General features: G+C 66.1%; 15 protein-coding genes. 4 read left to right on the forward strand and 11 right to left on the reverse strand.

Annotation, left to right across the window (positions count from 1 at the left end):
• On the reverse strand, positions 1-1197 hold the full coding sequence (locus tag CEY09_RS02210; RefSeq protein WP_088587357.1) for an MFS transporter: 1197 nt from the start codon (positions 1195-1197) through the stop codon (positions 1-3).
• A 92-nt stretch (positions 1198-1289) separates the two neighbouring features.
• Between CEY09_RS02210 and CEY09_RS02215 the strand changes: the two genes are divergently transcribed.
• Positions 1290-1760 carry an Lrp/AsnC family transcriptional regulator gene (locus CEY09_RS02215; protein ID WP_088587358.1) on the forward strand — a complete coding sequence of 157 codons (471 nt, stop codon included), beginning with the start codon at positions 1290-1292 and terminating at the stop codon, positions 1758-1760.
• A 5-nt stretch (positions 1761-1765) separates the two neighbouring features.
• Here CEY09_RS02215 and CEY09_RS02220 read toward each other — a convergent pair whose 3' ends face one another.
• From CEY09_RS02220 to CEY09_RS02255, 8 genes are all read right to left on the reverse strand, one after another.
• Positions 1766-2938 (reverse strand): metallophosphoesterase, encoded by a 1173-nt coding sequence (locus CEY09_RS02220; protein ID WP_088587598.1) that lies wholly within the window; start codon positions 2936-2938, stop codon positions 1766-1768.
• A 98-nt stretch (positions 2939-3036) separates the two neighbouring features.
• Positions 3037-4263, reverse strand: coding sequence for an alpha-hydroxy acid oxidase (locus CEY09_RS02225; RefSeq protein ID WP_088587359.1), 1227 nt, complete (start codon positions 4261-4263; stop codon positions 3037-3039).
• 135 nt (positions 4264-4398) lie between these two features.
• Complete coding sequence (gene asd / locus CEY09_RS02230) at positions 4399-5268, reverse strand: archaetidylserine decarboxylase (protein WP_006222143.1); 870 nt, start codon at positions 5266-5268, stop codon at positions 4399-4401.
• Between the two features lie 109 nt (positions 5269-5377).
• Complete coding sequence (locus tag CEY09_RS02235) at positions 5378-7009, reverse strand: ATP-binding cassette domain-containing protein (RefSeq protein WP_088587360.1); 1632 nt, start codon at positions 7007-7009, stop codon at positions 5378-5380.
• 179 nt (positions 7010-7188) lie between these two features.
• A complete protein-coding gene (locus CEY09_RS02240; protein WP_088587361.1) occupies positions 7189-8058 on the reverse strand; it encodes an HpcH/HpaI aldolase/citrate lyase family protein in 870 nt (289 codons plus the stop codon).
• Positions 8059-8068: 10 nt separating this feature from the next.
• A complete protein-coding gene (locus CEY09_RS02245) occupies positions 8069-8788 on the reverse strand; it encodes a response regulator transcription factor (RefSeq protein ID WP_088587362.1) in 720 nt (239 codons plus the stop codon).
• A gap of 345 nt (positions 8789-9133) precedes the next feature.
• Positions 9134-9619, reverse strand: coding sequence for a hypothetical protein (locus CEY09_RS02250; RefSeq protein ID WP_052017788.1), 486 nt, complete (start codon positions 9617-9619; stop codon positions 9134-9136).
• A 119-nt stretch (positions 9620-9738) separates the two neighbouring features.
• A complete protein-coding gene (locus CEY09_RS02255; RefSeq protein ID WP_088587363.1) occupies positions 9739-10338 on the reverse strand; it encodes a GNAT family N-acetyltransferase in 600 nt (199 codons plus the stop codon).
• A gap of 90 nt (positions 10339-10428) precedes the next feature.
• Between CEY09_RS02255 and CEY09_RS02260 the strand changes: the two genes are divergently transcribed.
• On the forward strand, positions 10429-11667 hold the full coding sequence (locus CEY09_RS02260) for an NAD(P)/FAD-dependent oxidoreductase (RefSeq protein ID WP_088587364.1): 1239 nt from the start codon (positions 10429-10431) through the stop codon (positions 11665-11667).
• A 7-nt stretch (positions 11668-11674) separates the two neighbouring features.
• On the opposite strand, the gene CEY09_RS02265 is transcribed toward CEY09_RS02260, so the two are convergent.
• A complete protein-coding gene (locus CEY09_RS02265) occupies positions 11675-12802 on the reverse strand; it encodes a 3-deoxy-7-phosphoheptulonate synthase (protein ID WP_006222136.1) in 1128 nt (375 codons plus the stop codon).
• 285 nt (positions 12803-13087) lie between these two features.
• Between CEY09_RS02265 and CEY09_RS02270 the strand changes: the two genes are divergently transcribed.
• Both CEY09_RS02270 and CEY09_RS02275 read left to right on the forward strand, forming a co-directional pair.
• Complete coding sequence (locus CEY09_RS02270; protein ID WP_088587365.1) at positions 13088-14308, forward strand: EAL domain-containing response regulator; 1221 nt, start codon at positions 13088-13090, stop codon at positions 14306-14308.
• Positions 14309-14453: 145 nt separating this feature from the next.
• The gene (locus CEY09_RS02275) at positions 14454-15764 is read left to right on the forward strand and encodes a ferredoxin reductase family protein (protein ID WP_088587366.1); all 1311 of its coding nucleotides are present in this window, start codon (positions 14454-14456) and stop codon (positions 15762-15764) included.
• Positions 15765-15780: 16 nt separating this feature from the next.
• Here the strand turns inward: CEY09_RS02275 and CEY09_RS02280 are convergent, their stop codons facing one another.
• Positions 15781-17436 carry a mucoidy inhibitor MuiA family protein gene (locus CEY09_RS02280; RefSeq protein ID WP_234818204.1) on the reverse strand — a complete coding sequence of 552 codons (1656 nt, stop codon included), beginning with the start codon at positions 17434-17436 and terminating at the stop codon, positions 15781-15783.
• Positions 17437-17491 lie beyond the last annotated feature (55 nt).

Genomic DNA, 17491 nt, shown 5'->3' on the forward strand with positions numbered 1-17491 from the left:
TCAGGCGGCGGCTTCGCCGCGCGCGGCCCGGCGCCCGTTCAACCGCCAATGCAGGCCGATGGCGGCCATGCCGACGGCCGCCGAGGCGCATAGCCCCAGGGTTTCGAACCCGGCGTGCGTATACAGCGTGCCGGCGATCGCCGTGCCGACGCTTGCGCCCAGATAGGTGGTGCAGGTGTTCAGGCCCAGCACTGCGCCCCGCTCATCGGGGCGTGCGCGCGAGAGCAGCAGCACCAGCAGGTTCAGGCTCAGTTGCGACGCGGCGCCCCAGAATGCCGCGATGGCCAGCACGGCGGCCAGGGCATGCGCGGCGGGCAACAGCGCCAGATAGACCAGCGCGATCGCGCCCAGGGCCAGCGGCAAGGCGCGGCGCGGTCCCAGCCGTTCGATCAGCGGGGCGCCCGCGATGCCGGCCAGCAGAAAACCGGCGCCGTAGGCAAAGGCGATGAAGCCGACTTGCCCGGCAGACAGCGCCAGCAATGTGCGGACGTGGTCCGCCAGGAAGGCATACACGCCGTAGAACGCCGACGAAAACGCCAGGCAAGCCAGCAGCAGCACCGGCACGTCGCGATAGGACAAGGGCGCCAGCAGCCGCGACAGGCGTAGCGGCGCGGGGTTTTCGGCGCGGCGCTCGGGCAGCTTGCGCAGCCCCAGCAGGGCAGTCGCGGCGCACAGGGCAAGCACGCCATAGGTGGCACGCCAGCCCACGGCGTCCGAGATCAGGGCCGACAGCGGCACACCGGCCACCAACGACACCGACCAGCCGGCGATGACGCGGCCGAGTGTGCGGGCCTCCTGGCCGGGCGGCGCGACCAGCGATGCCGAACCGTAGGCCGCGGGCAGGATGACGCCGGCGGCGGCACCGGCCAGGGCTTGCGCCAGGGTCAGCACGATCCAGTGCGGCGCGGCGGCCGACAGGATCAGGGCGGCAATCAGCGCCACCATCGCGCCCAGCAAGGCCCGGCGGATACCGATGCGGTCAATGCGCGCGGCCAGGAAGAAGGCGCTGGCCGCCGTGGCGGCGCCATAGGCGGAAATGGCGGTGCTGATAGTCAGCGCGGACGTCGAGAACGAACGCGCCACATCGCTCAAGATGGGGCTGAGCGCCAGCCCGTTGGAGCCCACGACACTGACGGCGAACATCAATGCGGGGACGGAAGAGGGTGTACGGGTATTGCGATTGCTACGATTCTGCATGCCGCGAATTTTATTGGAATAAAATAAGGGTTAACGCTGATATTTCCTTATTCCATAAAAGTTCGAATGCCGTAAGGCAGAACCTGATTCCGATGCCAGACCTGGACGACCGCGACCGAAAACTATTAACGCTGCTGGCGGACGACGCCACGCCAAGCTATGCCGAATTGGGCAAAATGCTGAACCTTTCGGCGCCCGCGGTGCACGAACGGGTCAAGCGCCTGAAGCGCGACGGCTTGATCAAGGGCATCGCCGCCAAGCTGGACGGCGCGCGCATCGGCCGCCCCTTGCTGGCTTTTGTGCACGTGGACACCAACAACTGGAGCATCACGCAACAGGTGCTGGGTCTGGCGGAATTGACCGAAGTGGAAGAGATCCACACCATCACCGGCAAAAGCGCCATGCTGCTGAAGGTGCGGGTGCGCGATACCCAGGCGCTGGAACTGCTGCTGGCGCGCATTCACAAGATCGACGGCATCACCAACACCACCAGCGATATCGCGCTGACCAGCTACCTGGAACGCGGGCCGCTGCCGGACACGACGCCGGACGCGAAGGCCTGAGGGCGCTAGCTGCGCAGAGGCGCCGTGCGCAGACGCAAGCGCGTGATTTCCGACGGAGCGCCCAAGCGCTTTGGCGGGCCCCAATAGCCGGTGCCGCGGCTGGTGTACACCCACATCTTGCCAAGGCGGTGCAGGCCCGCCGTAAACGGCTGCTGGAAGCGCACGAAAAAGCCCCACGGAAAGAACTGCCCGCCATGGGTGTGGCCGGATAGCTGCAGGTGGTAACCCAGCGGTTCGGCCGCGGCGGCGCTGCGAGGCTGGTGGGCCAGCAGGATTCTGGCGCAGGCGTCCGCGGGCGCACCCGCCAGCGCGGCCTTCGGATTGCTGCATTGCTGCGGGTCGAACGCGCCGGCGCTGTAGTCTGTCACGCCTGCTACCACCACGGGCAGGCCCGAGGGGTGGATCACGGCGTGTTCGTTCATCAGCACGCGCAGCCCCATGCGGCGGAACTCCGCTACCCAGGGCGCGGCGCCTGAATAATATTCGTGGTTACCGGTGACCAGATACACGCCGAATGGTGCACGCAGCGTGCCCAGCGGGCTGGCCTGCGCGGCCAGATGCTCGACGCTGCCGTCGACCACGTCGCCCGTGACGGCGATCACGTCGGGCAGCAGTCCGTTCACGGCGTCGACGATGGCCTGCACGTAATGCTTCTTGATGGTCGGGCCGACATGGATGTCACTGATCTGCACGATGGTGAAGCCGTCCAGGTCCTGCGGCAGGCCCGGAATCGGTACGTCCACGTCAACGACGCGCGCCCGGCGGCGCGCGTTGTAGAAGCCGAGCAACGTGCCGGCTGCCGCCAGCCCCGCCACGGTCCACGCGCTGATACTGCGCAGCCGGATCCAGGGCAGGTCGGCGCCCGCCGCCAGGCTGATGAGCCAGGTCAGCAGCAGCACGGCATCGCGGATCACGGTCAGCACGAACAACGACGAGAACAGCCCCATTGCGATCAGGCCGACCCACGCGATGCGGTCGCCCCAAGGGGGATGCACGGACGAACGTCCCAGCATCCCCAGCGGGATCAGGATGCATGACAGGATCAGGGCGATGGTGGCGGCGGCGGCGCCCGCGTTGCTGAGCAGCGCGTCTGGAATCAGTCGTGCGCCCACATAGACGTGGGCTAGCGCGCCGAGAGTCAGGAAGCGCAGGAAAAACGAGGATTGGCGTAGGGACACGGCGGGCACAGGGCGCGCCGGTTTCGGGGCCGGCGCACGGGTAGCAAGGGAAACGCCATTCTATGCCGGGTGCACGCGGCGCTTCGTGCCCGTTTGCGTCAAGGGCCGACCGGGCCGTCTCGCCATAGCAGGCTGGCGTCCATCTCACGGACGTTGTTGATGCCCAGCATCGCCATGTTGCGGTCGACCTCGGCGCGCAGCAGGTCGATCGCATGGCTGACGCCTGCTTGGCCGCCCACGGCCGCCGCGTAGTTGAACGGCCGCCCGACGAAGACGAAGCGCGCGCCCAGGGCCAGCGCCTTGAGCACGTCGCCACCCCGGCGCACGCCGCTGTCCATCATGACCGTCATGCCGCCGGCGGCCGCGACCACGCCGGGCAGTGCGCGCAGCGGCGAGATCGCACCGTCCAATTGGCGGCCGCCGTGGTTGGACACGATGACGCCGTCGGCACCATGTTGGCGGGCGAGTGCCGCGTCCCGCGGATGCAGGATGCCCTTGATGATCAGGGTGCCGGGCCATTGCTTGCGGATGCGCGCCACGTGCTCCCAGCTGAGGTGGTCGCGGGCGGTGAAGTCGCGCAGCACCGACGCCGATACGATGGGGGCGCCGCGCGTCGCAAATGAGTTTTCGAAGTGCGGCATGCCATGCGCCATGAGCGTGCGCAGGAAGGTACCGGCCAGCCAGCGCGGCCGCGTCAGGCCATCCCAGGCCAGACGCAGGCTGGGCTTGAGCGGGGTGGAGAATCCCGTGCGCACGTTGTTTTCGCGATTGGCCGAGACCGGTATGTCCACGGTCAGCACCAGGGTTTCGTAGCCCGCGCGGCGGGCGCGCTCGACCAGTGCATCGATCTTCGCGGGGTCGCCGGGCAGGTAGGCCTGGAACCAGGTGCCGGGCGCTTCGCGGATGACGTCTTCCAGGGCAATGAGCGAAGTGCCGCTGAGGATGGCGGGGATGTTCTGCTCGCGCGCGGCGCGCGCCAGCACGACGTCGCCGCGGTACGCCGACAAGGCGCTGATGCCCATCGGGGCAATGCCGAAGGGCGATGCGTACTGGCGTCCGAACAGTTCAGTCTGCTGCGTACGTCGGGACACGTCGACCAGCACGCGCGGCATGAACGCGTACTGTGCGAATGCGTGGCGGTTGTCTTGCAGGGATTGATTGTCTTCAGCGGCACCGGCGACATAGCCGAAGATGGGCCGGGGCAGGCGCCGCTGCGCCGCCGCTTCGAAGTCGTCCAGGGACAGCATGCGGGCCAGCGCGCGCGGCAGGGGCTGGCGGGTGGCAGCGCCATTGGGCGCGGTGGCGGGCAGGGCGGTGGATGTCATGGCGGGCCGGTAAAAGCCCGTAATCTAACAACGCCACTTCATCGCTGAAAGCGAATAAATAAGGAAAACCCTATTCGCTAAAAGCGAAATTGCTGGTGCGGCGGCCAAGAAGGCTCGCCGCATTTGGATCGGCGTTCAGCCCTGAGCGGGCAATGCCAGCAGTTCGCCCATGCGCACGGGGCCCAGTACCGACGGCGTGTCAGCCCAGCGGACCTTGTTCGGTCCGAACAGCACGATCGCCGTCGAGCCGAGCTTGAAGCGGCCCATTTCGGCGCCTTTCGCCAGATGGATCGGCGCGCGCGCCAGGTCGTCGTAGCGCACGGATTTGACGCGGCGCTTGTACGGGGTGACAAGACCCGCCCACACGGTTTCGATGGACGCGACGATCATCGCGCCAACCAGGATGAGGGCCATCGGGCCGTGCTCAGTGTCGAACAGACAGACGACGCGTTCATTGCGGGCGAACAGGCGCGGCACGTTGCGGGCTGTCAGCGGGTTGACCGAGAACAGGCGGCCAGGCACGTGCACCATTTCGCGCAGCGTGCCGGCAACCGGCATGTGCACGCGGTGGTAGTCCTTGGGCGACAAATACACCGTGGCGAATTGGCCACCCTGGAAGGGCGCGGCGCGCTCGGTGTCGCCGCCCAGCAGATCGACCAGCCCGTAGCTATGGCCCTTCGCCTGGAAGATGCGGCCTTGTTCGATCGCGCCCATCTGGCTGATCGCGCCGTCGGCGGGGCACAGCACCGAGCCGGGCTCGTCGTCCAGCGGACGCGCATCGTCTTTCAGCGCGCGGGTGAAAAAGTCGTTGAAGCACTCGTAGGCCAGCGGATCTTCTTGCACGGCTTCGCGCATGTCCACGCCGTACTTGCGGACAAAGCGCGAGATCATCCAATTCTTGACCGCGGGTTCCCGGCAGTCTGAGGCGTATCCGAAAAAGCGCGACACCAGGTGGTGGGGCGCAAGATACTGGCTGGCGAGGAATACTTGGTCTTTGATCGTCATCTACGAGCGCTGAAAAAACGCGTCCCGCGAACAGCGGGACGTGGTTGAAGGTTGCCCGCACCAGTCCGATTGAAGACCGGTGCGGGCAATTCGCGGGATTGTAACTCGATCAGGCGGCTTTGGCGGCCAATTTGGTCTTGTACAGCCAGTCTTTGTAGTCGTCCAGGTCGCCGTCGAAGGGGCTGACGGCGCCATCGGCCACGATGATGAACTCATCGGTGGTCGCGCGCAGCAGGTGGCGATCGTGCGAGACCAGCATCAGCGTGCCTTCGAATTGCGCCAGCGCGGTAGTCAGCGCTTCGCGCGTTTCCAGGTCCAGGTGGTTGGTGGGCTCATCCAGCAGCAGCAGGTTGGGGCGTTGCCAGACGATCAGCGCCAGTGCCAGCCGGGCCTTTTCGCCTCCGGAGAACGGGGCGATGGAACTGGTGGCCATGTTGCCGTTGAAGTTGAAGCTGCCCAGGAAGTTGCGCAGTTCCTGTTCGCGCACGGTGGGCGCGATCTTCATCATGTGCCACAGCGGGGATTCGTCGTGGCGCAGCATTTCGACCTGGTGCTGGGCAAAGTAGCCGATGGACAGGCCCTTGTTGAACTGCGTGTCGCCCGCCAGTGCTTCGAGGTCGCCGGCGATGGTCTTGATGAAGGTGGACTTGCCCGCGCCGTTGATGCCCAGCAGCCCGATGCGCTGGCCTGCCTGCAACGAGAAATTGATGCCCGACACGATGATCTTGTCGGACACGGCTTGTGTGTCTTCATCTTCGACACGATAGCCCGCGCTGACCTTGTCCATCGTCAAGAGCGGGTTCGGCGCGCGCAGCGGTTCACGGAATTCGAACGAGAATTCCGCGGCCGCGCGCAGCGGCGCCACTTCTTCCATGCGGGCCAGCGCCTTGATGCGGCTCTGTGCCTGGCGCGCCTTGCTGGCCTGGGCCTTGAAGCGGTCGATGAAGGACTGCAGGTGCGAGCGTTGGCGCATCTGTTTTTCCATCATGCCCTGAGCCAATTCCAGCTGGGCGGCACGTTGGCGTTCGAACGACGAATAGTTGCCCGAGTAGCGCTTGAGCTTGCGTTCGTCGATATGGACGATGACGTTCACCACGCCATCCAGGAAATCGCGGTCGTGCGAGATGACGATGAGCGTGCCCGGATAGCGCTTGAGCCAGTCTTCCAGCCAGATGATCGCGTCCAGGTCCAAGTGGTTGGTGGGCTCGTCCAGCAGCAGCAGGTCGGACGGACACATCAGCGCTTGCGCCAGGTTCAGGCGCATGCGCCAGCCGCCCGAGAAGCTCGTCAACGGCAGATGCATCTGCGCTTGCGTGAAGCCCAGGCCGGTCAGGAGCTGTTCGGCGCGCGAGTGCACCGTGTAGGCGTCCGCGTCGGCCAGCGCGGCGTAGATGTCGCCCATGCGCAGGCCGTTCTCGGCGCTTTCCGGTTCGGCTTCCAGGGCCGCCAGTTCCGCTTCCAGTTTGCGCAGCGTGACGTCGCCGTCGATCGCATACTCGATGGCGGGGCGATCCAGCGCGGGGGTTTCCTGCGCCACATAGGCCATGCGCCAGCTGGAGGGGTAGTCCAGGTCGCCCTGGTCGGCGTGCAGCGTGCCGCGCAGCAGGCCGAACAGGCTCGACTTGCCGGCGCCGTTGGCGCCGATCAAGCCGATCTTGTCGCCGGGGTTCAGCAGCAGGTCGACCTTGTCTAGCAAGGGCTTGACGCCGCGCATGAGTGAAACTTGTTGGAAGCGGATCATGAATCGTGTGGCTGGGGGTGGCGCGTCAGGCGCGCGGCAAGGCTCCCGCCACAAGGCGCGGCGCAAAAAAGGGAACCGGGGCGGGATCGCGCGCGAGGCTGGCGAACTGATGGGTGCAGTCGGGCGCGAAAGGCGAAATAGAAGGGCGGCCAATCAAAGCCGCCGTCCAGTCGTGGGCGCTATTGTACCGTGATGGCGGCGGCCAGCGCCAACAGGCGTTCGGCTTCCTGCGCGTGCAGGTTTTCCACCAGCGCGCCATCGACCACGGCAACGCCCTGGCCTGCGGCTTGTGCGGCGCGCCAGGCATCCAGGCGCTTGCGGGCGGTGGCCAGCTCCGCTTCGGTGGGCGCGAACGCGTCATTCGCGGCGGCAATCTGTTTGGGGTGAATCAGCGTCTTGCCGTCAAAGCCCTGATCGCGTCCTTGGCGGCAGGCGGCGGCAAGGCCCGCGTCGTCCTGTAAATCGAGATGCACGCCGTCCAGCACCGCCAGGCCGTGCGCACGGGCAGCCATCACGGCCATTGAGCGCGCCAGCAGCGTTTCTTCGCGCGCCGGCGTGTGGCGCGCGTGCAGGTCCTTGACCAGATCGGAGGTGCCGACCACGATGGCTGCCAGCCGCGGATGCCCGCCCGCGATCGCATCCAGGCGCAAGAAGCCCAGCGGGGTTTCCGCCATGGCCCACAAGGGCAGATCAGGTGGCGCGCCGGCGGCGTCCAAGGCTTGCGCCAGTGCGCCAAGTTGGCCGGCGGATTGCACCTTGGGCAGCAACACCGCATGCGCGCCGGCTTGCGCGATGGCGGCGACGTCGTCCTGGCCCCATGGTGTGTCCAGCGCATTGATGCGTACGATGCATTCGCGACGGCCGTAGCCGCCTTCGCGCAAGGCGTGCGCGACTTGTTCGCGGGCCGCGGCCTTGGCGTCGGGCGCGACGGCGTCCTCCAGATCCAGGATCAGCGCATCGGCGTCCAGGCTGCGCGCTTTATCCAGCGCGCGCGCATTGGCGCCGGGCATGTAGAGAACGGAGCGGCGAGGGCGGATAGGTAGCGTCATAAGAGGCGTATCAGGGCTTGAGGTTGCCGACGATCTGTACCGGCGTGGTGCAGACATAGCCTACGCCATACACGGTGCGGATGCCCATGTCGCCGCCGGCTTGCGCGCGCAGCTTGCGGCGCAGGCGGTGCATGTGCGCATCCAGGCGGTGGGTGTCGTAAGCGTCGGCGCTGGCGCCCAGGGCTTCGACCAGCCGGCCGCGCGACAGGGGCAGTGGCGCGGCCTGGATCAGCGCGCCGATCAGCCGGCTTTCGGTATCGGTAATGTCGACGCAGACCTGGTTGGGGGACATCAGCGTCCGGCGCGAAGGATCGAAACGCCAGGCATCGGACTGCGCGTCGTTGGCATCGGCGGGCCGCACGACGCGCAGTCGGCGCGACAGCGACACCAGGGTAGCGCCCAACTCGGCCAGGTTGACGGGCTTGGTCAGATAGTGGTCGGCGCCCAGGCTCAAGCCCGACACCTTGTCTTCGCTGAGCAGCCGGCCGGTCAGCATGATGATGCCCATTGACGGATAGGTCGTGCGCAGATGCGACACCCGGGTCAGTGCGTCGCCGTCGGGAAGCATGGCGTCCAGCACCAGGATGCCGGGCGTGACGGTCAGCAATAGCTGATCCAGCTCGGCCAGCGAGCCTGCGGTGAGGATGGCTTTGTCCAGGCCCAGGTCCTGGATGTATTCGGCGATGGTGTCGCGCCAGTCTCCATGGTCGTCGACGATGATGATCGTCACGGCGTGGAAGGCCCCCGCGCTTGCACGCGAGGCGCTCCAACGGCAAGCACGCTTTTTGCTGTTGTCATGCTACGGCTTCTTGTTTGGGGGAGTCCGCTGCGGGCGGGTGCGCCGGCCAAGGGGCGAGATACGTTTTGTATCGTCGGCGCTTGCGGAGAATATCACTTCCTCGTTTGTGGCGGTGCGGCACGTGTGCGGGATGTCATCCGCTCGCAAAGAACTTTGGATTGATCAAAAAATGCGCAGCCCCGTGCGCGGTCGCTTGAACGGCCGGTCATCATGCAGACGGGCGTGTCTTATCCACAGAAATTGTGGATAAGACACGCCCGTCTGGCGCCATCCTATTTATGTAGGCAGGTATTCCACAGGAACGCCCTGTGGCACCTTGCGCATGCGGTCGCGCTCGATGCGCACGGCAGAGAAGCGCGTCTTGCGGGCGGCGGCATTTTGCAGCAATACCGACAGCACGGCCCCTTTGTCCTGGATCCACTGAGTTTTGCCGCGCAGCAGCTTCATGGCATTTTCGACGGTGCCCAGGCGGTACGACATCGCATTGATCTGCACCGAGGTCTTGCCGTTGAACGAGGCAGGGTCTTGCTCGGTGATGGCGGCGGCATCCAGGTTGCTGCTTTCGTGGTCGACGCGATAGATGAACTTCAGGCCGCTGTGCGGATCCTGCACGACTACCAGCTTGTCGGAGCCCGACACATCGGACAGCATGCCGATGACCGGCGACTCGACCAACTGGTTGCCCCGCTGTTCTTCCGTATAGAGGAATATGGTGTGGCGCGCCTGGGAGCCTGCGGCCGGGAGGAGGGGAGAAGAGTCCATACCTGACTTGAAAATGGCGGCGCGGGCATTGGGCGCCCGCGACTCACCGGTCCTGCGATAACGGCCCGGTTCTAATGAACGCGGAAACCGGCTGCGAAAAGAGCGTAATGCGCGCGGCGCTATTGCGGCCGGTGCAAGCGCGCCTTCAGGCGGGCCTTCACCGATGGCCAGTCCTCGTCGAGGATGGCGTAATAGACCATGTCGCGGGCGCGTCCCGACTGCGCGATCAGGTGCTTGCGGAACACACCCTCTTCGACGCCGCCGATCCGGAGAATGGCTTGACGCGACTGCGCGTTGCTTAGCTCCGTCTTGAAGACGACGCGTATGATACCAATTGTTTCAAAGGCGTGCTGCAACAATAGGAATTTGGCTTCGGTATTGGCGCCAGAGCGCTGGACGGCCGGCGTGAGCCACGTTGCCCCGATTTCCAGCCGTTTGTGCGCAAGCGCGAGGTCCATATAGCGCGTGGTGCCGATGATCTGCCCGGAGCTTTGCTGCACGATGACAAAAGGCAGACAGGCGCCGTCGCGTTGCCCGGCCAGCGCGCGCTCGACGTAGCGCCGCATGTCGTCGGCGGTGGCGATGGGTTCGGGCTGCAAGCGCCACAGCTCGGGATGCAGGCCGACGTCGGCCAGCGCGTCGGCGTGTTCAATCGCCAGCGGTTCCAGGCGGACGACGTCGCCTTCAAGCGTGACGGGTTGCAGCAAGGGAAGGGGCATGTCGAAATCCGGGAGCGGGCGTGTGCAGCGTTGGATTCTACGCTTGCCGCAGGCTTGCCGAACCCGGGCGCCTGGCGCAGAATCCGGCGCATGAAAACAGACGTCGTGGTTCTTGGGGCGGGCATCGTGGGGGTCAGCACCGCGCTGCATCTGGTGGCGGGCGGGCGATCCGTGGTGCTTTTGGACCGGCGCGGTCCGGGCGAGGAAACCAGTTATGGCAATGCCGGCCTGATCGAACGCGCCAGCGTCATACCCTATGCGTTTCCGCGCGATTGGCGCAGCCTGTGGCGCTATGCGCGGAACAACACGCCGGACGTCAGCTATCACCCGCGCTTCTTGCCGCGCGTGGCGCCTTGGCTGTTGCGCTACTGGTGGCATTCATCGCCGGCGCGGCTGGCCCGCGCGGCCGACGCGATGTTGCCGCTGATCGAGCGCAGCGTGGCCGAGCATGATGCCTTGAAGGACGACGCGCAGATCTCGCACCTGTTCCGCCGCAACGGCTGGATCGACGGTGTGCGCACCGAAGCCGGCTTGGCGCGCGCCATCGCCGAGGCCGACGCCCTGGCTCCCTATGGTTTGAATTACCGCGTATTGGATCGGCAGGCGCTGGCGGCGCTGGAGCCCTCGCTGTCTGCGCGGATGGTGGGCGCGGTCCATTGGCTGGACCCCGTCAACGTGTCGGATCCCGGCGCCGTGACGCGGGGCTACGCCGCCTTGTTCCAGCAGCGTGGGGGGCAGCTTGCCAGGGGCGACGCACGCAGCCTGAAGCCAGCCGCGGGCAAAGGCTGGCAGGTGCAGGGCGAGGATGGAGTGATCGAAGCGCGCGACGTGGTCGTGGCGCTGGGGCCGTGGTCGCCCGATGTCCTGCGTCCATTGGGCTATCGCATTCCAATGGCGGTCAAGCGGGGCTATCACCAGCACTTCGCGCTGGAGGACGGCGCGACCTTATCGCACCCGGTGGCGGACATCGACTGCGGATTCGTCGTAACGCCGATGACGTTGGGCGTGCGGCTGACGACGGGGGCGGAGTTCGCGGCGCGCGACGCGCCGCCGTCTCCCATCCAGGTTGAGCGGACGCGGGTGTTGGCCGGGCAGTTGCTGCCCTTGGGCGCCGCGGTCGAGCGCGAACCGTGGATGGGTTGCCGCCCCTGCATGCCGGACATGCGTCCGGTGATCGGGCCCGCGCCCCAGCACCCCGGGCTGTGGATGGCGTTTGGCCATGCGCATCACGGCTTTACGCTGGGCCCTGTGACCGGCAAGCTGCTGGCCAGCCTGATCACGGGACAGGCGCCGGATATGGATCCGGCGCCTTACGGCTTGCGCCGCTGACGCAGGATCAGGCCGAGGCCTTTTCGCGGCGTTTGCGCACGGCGAGCGCCAGGGTGTCCAGCACCGGTTCGGTCTGGGACCAGCCCAGGCAGGCATCGGTGATCGACACGCCGCGGCGCAGCGGCTGGCCAGGCTTCAAGTCCTGGCGGCCTTCTTCAAGGTGGCTTTCGATCATGACGCCGGTGATGCGGGCATCGCCTTGGGCAAGCTGCGCGGCGATGTCGTTGGCCACGTCGATCTGGCGCAGATGCGACTTGTTCGAGTTGGCGTGCGAGCAGTCGATCATGACCTGTTCGCGCTGGCCGGCGGCGCGCAGGGCGGCGCAACAGGCGTCCACGCTGGCGGCGTCGTAATTGGGCCCTTGCTTGCCGCCGCGCAGAATCACATGGGTGTCCTGGTTGCCGCGGGTTTCAAAGATGGCGGCCATGCCCATTTTGGTCATGCCCATGAAGGCGTGCTTGGCGCTGGCGGCCACCATGGCGTCCGCAGCGATCTGCACGCCGCCGTCGGTGCCGTTCTTGAAGCCCAGCGGGCAGCTCAGGCCCGAGCTCAGCTGGCGATGGCTGGGGCTTTCAGTGGTGCGCGCGCCGATGGCGCCCCAGGCGATCAGATCAGCGATGTATTGTGGGCTGAGCAGGTCCAGGAATTCGGTGGCGATCGGCAGGCCCAGGCCGCTGATGTCCAGCAGCAGTTCGCGGGCCCGGCGCAGGCCTTCATTGATGCGGAAGCTGCCGTCCAGGCGCGGGTCGTTGATATAGCCCTTCCAGCCGACGGTGGTGCGGGGCTTTTCAAAATAGACGCGCATGACGATCAGCAGGTCTTTCTTGTGCTGGTCCACGGCGGCGCGCAACTGGCGGGCGTATTCCATCGCCTGCCCGTGGTCGTGGATGGAGCAGGGGCCGACCACGATCAGAAGGCGGTCATCGCGGCCATGCAGCACGTCGGCGATCTGCGTGCGGCTGTCTTCGACCAGCGTCTGGATGGCGGGGGAAACGGGCAGTTCGTCCTGGAGCAGCGCGGGCGAAATCAGCGGACGCACTGCACTGATGCGCGTGTCGTCGGTGCGCGTGTTGTCCTGGGTCGAGTCGGCCGTGCCGACCTCGCGGTCGTGCTGGGGGTCGTCAATGCGGGTCAAGGGATGCTCCGTGCCGTAGATACGTAAAGACTGGCATTATCGCACCGGCGCCGCCGCGGTGCGCCGGGCGGTGGGGGCCGTCTGGCCGAGTCCGGGCGTTGCGGACGTCCGAACGGAGTCGGGCCTATCGGCGGAAGATGCTCCAAAACCTAAGCCTATCGGCATGGAAATGGCACTAAACCGTTCTCGATAACGACAGATCGGTTGCAGATGCCGTAGGATGGAGTCCACGGATTTCAAGCGGTCGCCTGCAAAGGCCCGCCCTATAAGCTAGGACGGAACGTAATGCCTAAAACCGACGCCGGAGCGGCTCGACGGATTCTTCTGGTTGAAGACCACCCGGTCGAGCGCGCTTACCTGCAGAACATGCTGTTAGCGTTGGGATATCGCCGGGTCGCCGGCGTGGGAAGCAGCACCGAAGCCGTCGGCGCGCTGGGCCGACAGTTCTACGACCTGGTCATCAGCGACATCGTCATGGGCGATGGCGACGGCACGCATCTGCCCAACGAACTGCGCCGGCTTGTCGACGTCGGGCGGCTCAAAGCTATGCCGCCCATCATCTGGATCAGCAGCCTGAGCGACGAGCTGCTGCAGTCCCATGTGCGGCTGGCGCTGCAAGCGGGCTGTCCGTCGGCGCAGGCCCTGTCCAAGCCCGTATCGCGCACGTCCATGCAGCAGGCGATCAAGACGGCGCTGCTGTCCGCCGATGACGTAATATCGCCACGCCAGCCCTCCGTGCGGCGCGACGTGATCGAGGCGGAACTCGGGCGCGCCCTGATCACCGGCCAGGGTATGAGCGTGGTGCTGCAACCGCAGATGAGCCTGGTGACGGGCCAGGTACTGGCGGCTGAAGCGCTCTCGCGTTGGGATCACCCCGAACTGGGCCCGATTTCCGCGGCCGACTTCGTGCCGGCCGCGCATCGCCTGGGTATGGACCGGATGCTGTTCCTGCGGGTTGTAGACCGGGTTATCGAGGTATTGCAGCGCATGCATGCCGAGGACATCGCCGTGCCGATCGCCATCAATGCCTCGTCGTCCACGCTGTGCTCCCGCGACTTGCCCACGCTGCTGGAAAAGCGCGTGGCGCAGGCGGGGCTGCCGGCCCGGCTGGTGAAGATCGAACTGACCGAGGACGAACCCGTCAATGACTGGTTGGCGCTGTCGTCGGTGCTGAACCTGTTGCGGGTGCGGGGCTTTGAACTGGCGATGGATGATTTCGGCGCAGGCATCGCGTCGATGCGGCTGTTTTCCGCCATGCCGTTCACCGAATTGAAGATCGACCGCGACTTCATCGTGCACATGCATCGCGAAGCGGCCTCGCGGGCGGTAGTGGCCGCGGCCATCGAAATGGGCCGCGTGCTGGGGCGGCGCGTGGTGGCAGAAGGCGTTGAGCAAGACCGCGACGTGCAGTTGTTGCGGGAGCTGGGCTGCGACGTCGCGCAGGGCTACGGGCTGTCCGTGCCGCTGGATGCCGAGGCGTTCATCGATTTCTGCCGCCGGCACTGAGGCCGGGCGTCCCGGCCGCCTCCCGCCAGCATGGATTGCTGGCCGTATTGACCGGGATCAACGTGGGCGGGTCGCGCAGGGGCTAGGTGATCCGCGAGCTACTACCATGGAAGCTGTTTGAGGGTTTCCCTGGAGTGGTGAATCGATGCGACGCATACTTGCCGCCGTCCTGCTGTTGTCCCTGCTGGCCTGGGCCGGCACGGTCTGGACGAATCCACCGGCTGAATTCAATATCTGGACCCTGCGCGACCAGCTCATCCTGTTGACGGGCCTGGGCGCCTACGCCCTGATGGCCCTGATCATGCTACTGGCCGTGCGGCCGCAGTGGATCGAATCCAGGCTAGGTGGCCTGGACAAAATGTACCGCTTGCATAAGTGGAGCGGCATCCTGGCGACGGCCCTTGCCGCCGCACACTACCTGGTCAAGATAGGCAAACCGCTGCTGCTTGCGCTGTTCGACCCCGTGCCCAAGACGCCACGCGCGACGGCTTGGTTGGACATGTTCCGCGGGTCCGCCAAGGACATCGGGGAATGGGCGGTCTGGATTTTGGTGGCATTGGTCGTGCTGACGCTTTGGCGGCGGTTTCCCTATCATCTGTGGCGGCAGGTGCACCGCATCGCGGCTGTCGTGTTCCTGGTGGTCGCGTTTCATGGGGTAGTGCTGACGCCCGCTGCCTGGTGGTGGCAACCTGCGGGATGGCTGGTGGCGGCAGCGACTGCCGTGGGCAGTGTCTGTGCCGTCATGGCGTTGACCGGCTTGATCGGGAGAGCCAGGCGGCATAAGGGGTTGGTGCTATCGGTCGACCCGCTGTCCGACGACATTCTGTCGCTGACCTGCAGGGTCGAGGGGGATTGGCACCACCGCGCCGGCCAGTTCGCCTTCCTGACGGCCGATCGCCGCGAAGGCGCGCATCCCTTCACGGTATCGGGTGCAGATGACGGCACGGGGCGTGTGCAGTTCTCCATCAAGGCGCTGGGAGACTACACTCAGCGGCTCCAGACCCGTCTGAAGCCGGGACAGGCGGTGATGGTGGAGGGGCCGTATGGCTGCTTCGACTTGCAGCAAGATGACGGCCGTCCGCAAATATGGGTGGCCGCGGGCATCGGTGTGACGCCATTCATATCTTGGCTGGAGTCGTTGCAGGCCGAGCCGGAACGTGCTCCGCAGGCGGCGCTGTACTACTGTGCGCGCAATGAGGCCGACGCGCCGTTCGCACGGAAGCTGGAGACACTTTGCGCACAGGTCCCCCGGGTGGCGCTGCGTGTGTGGTACAGCGAGGGGCAAAGGCCGTTGACGGCCGCCGATCTACTGACGGGCCATATCGCCGGGGCGCCTTGGCCGAGTGTGTGGTTTTGCGGGCCCACCGGCTTCGCCGATGCGCTGAAAGATGGGCTGCACCGGCGGGGAATGCCGGTGCGCCGCTTGTTTCACCAGGAAGCGTTCCAGATGCGCTAAGACCCGTCCCAGGAATTCAGATGCCGGATACGTCGACGTCGCCCGGGTAATCCACCGAGAACTTCAGCACCGTCTCGCGCGATTTGCCGGGTTCCAGCTCCCATTCCCAGGCCAGCTTGCCGTCTTCTTCGCGCTTGACGTCGCGGTCGGCAGGCGACAGCAGCTTGACCACGATCTTCTCGTTGCGCGAGACCGGCAGGCGGTCCTTGAACACGAGCTGTTCCTTCGTAGCCTTGTTGTTCTTGACCGTGATCTTGTACTCATAGGTCACGCGTTTTCCGCTGCCAGAAAACCCCGTGCTTTCGGTAAAGCGGTTCACCAACTGGCGTTTGATGGAAATGCCATCGTCCGCGCCCATGGCCAGTTCGACCTTTTCGCCAGGCATGACCGCCTTGATGCGGCTTGATGCCACGAAAGCGTCATCCAGGAAGGTGTTCAGCGGGCCGGCCAGGAACGGGAAGTCCGTATTGTTGCTGGCTTGCGCGGTCAGGAAGACGGCCTCGCGCAGTGCGGGCGTGGACTGGTATTGCAGCGTGGCCGGCAGCTTTGCGGTTGCGATGGCGACACGTTGCGAGGAGTTGTCCGAGGGCAGGGTGGCCGGATTCTTGATCTGGAACGAGGCACTGGTCGCCTCGTTCTGCATTTGGGCGGTGGACACCTCCACGGCTTCGGGCGCCGGTTCGGCCATCCTGGCGTCAGCGTAGGCTTCGGCGGCTGAGCTCGGGCGCGAGCGCTTCATCGACATCTCGCTCGTGACGGGAGCGGGCGCGGCGACGGGGCGGGGCGGCCGAGGCGGCGGAGGCGGGGGCGCCACATCGATGATCCACGGTTGCAGGGGCGGCGCGCCGCCGCCCAGCGAGGGGCGAGCCGTGGACAAGGTCAGCTTGACGTTCTTCCAGTCTTCGCCGGTGTTCTGGCTGATGACGCCGAAGTAGCCCAGGTCCACGCTGCGGTCCGCCGGGCGCAACCGGGCGTCGTAGGCGGGGGTCCAGCGGGCGCCGCCCACGGCATACGACACCGCCAGGTCCACCTTGCCCGCACGCGCCAGGTTCACACGCAGCGTGACCGTCTTGGTGCGGCGGCTCAACTGCCCTTGCAGGACGTTCAATTGGTCGTGGAGCGCTTCTATTTCGCGTTCCAGCACGGTCTTACGTTCGGCGACCTGGCGCAGGCTGGCCAGCGTCTTGCCCAGGCTGTCGGCGCTAAGCGTCTGGATCGCCTTCAGTTCGTCCAAGGTCAGGCGGGCGCCTTCCTTGGCGGGTTCAGTCGCGCCGCGCTGCATCATCAGGACCAGCTCGCGCTGGTTGTCCAGCACGGCGGCTTCGTCGTCCAGTTCGGCTTGCTGGGCCTCGAGCTTGCGCAATTGCTCCTGCAGCACGCGGACCCGTTCATTGGCGGTGTCGGCCTGGTAGGCGTCACGCACCTGGACGTCCAGCAGCGAGGCTTGGCCGGTGCTCTTGGCCGACACTTGCAGCGAACTCTCCTGCAACGTGACCGGCAGGTTCTCCAGCACCAGTTCGTGTTCGCCGGCGGCAAGCTCGCTGCTGGCCGACCGGGTCACCACCGCGCGGTCTTGATAGACCGTCACTGCGCCGATCGAGGAAGCCAGCCCGGCGGCTGCGCCCAAGCCGGGAATCGTTGCGATGGCCAAGGCAAGAAGGGTACGTCGCACTAAGTCACCTGTAGGAAGGTTGAGGTCGGCAAGGCTGCGGCCCGGTTCAGGGACG

It is taken from the genome of Achromobacter marplatensis (genome assembly GCF_002209535.1).
Taxonomy (GTDB): Bacteria; Pseudomonadota; Gammaproteobacteria; order Burkholderiales; family Burkholderiaceae_B; genus Achromobacter; species Achromobacter marplatensis.

Bases quoted from the DNA above. Each gene is read 5' to 3' on its own strand.
- CEY09_RS02275 (WP_088587366.1), top strand. From the start codon at position 14,454: ATGCGACGCATACTTGCCGCCGTCCTGCTGTTGTCCCTGCTGGCCTGG.
- CEY09_RS02235 (WP_088587360.1), bottom strand. From the start codon at position 7,009: ATGATCCGCTTCCAACAAGTTTCACTCATGCGCGGCGTCAAGCCCTTG.
- CEY09_RS02240 (WP_088587361.1), bottom strand. From the start codon at position 8,058: ATGACGCTACCTATCCGCCCTCGCCGCTCCGTTCTCTACATGCCCGGC.
- asd (WP_006222143.1), bottom strand. From the start codon at position 5,268: ATGACGATCAAAGACCAAGTATTCCTCGCCAGCCAGTATCTTGCGCCC.
- CEY09_RS02215 (WP_088587358.1), top strand. From the start codon at position 1,290: ATGCCAGACCTGGACGACCGCGACCGAAAACTATTAACGCTGCTGGCG.
- CEY09_RS02210 (WP_088587357.1), bottom strand. From the start codon at position 1,197: ATGCAGAATCGTAGCAATCGCAATACCCGTACACCCTCTTCCGTCCCC.
- CEY09_RS02255 (WP_088587363.1), bottom strand. From the start codon at position 10,338: ATGCCCCTTCCCTTGCTGCAACCCGTCACGCTTGAAGGCGACGTCGTC.
- CEY09_RS02250 (WP_052017788.1), bottom strand. From the start codon at position 9,619: ATGGACTCTTCTCCCCTCCTCCCGGCCGCAGGCTCCCAGGCGCGCCAC.
- CEY09_RS02270 (WP_088587365.1), top strand. From the start codon at position 13,088: ATGCCTAAAACCGACGCCGGAGCGGCTCGACGGATTCTTCTGGTTGAA.
- CEY09_RS02225 (WP_088587359.1), bottom strand. From the start codon at position 4,263: ATGACATCCACCGCCCTGCCCGCCACCGCGCCCAATGGCGCTGCCACC.
- CEY09_RS02260 (WP_088587364.1), top strand. From the start codon at position 10,429: ATGAAAACAGACGTCGTGGTTCTTGGGGCGGGCATCGTGGGGGTCAGC.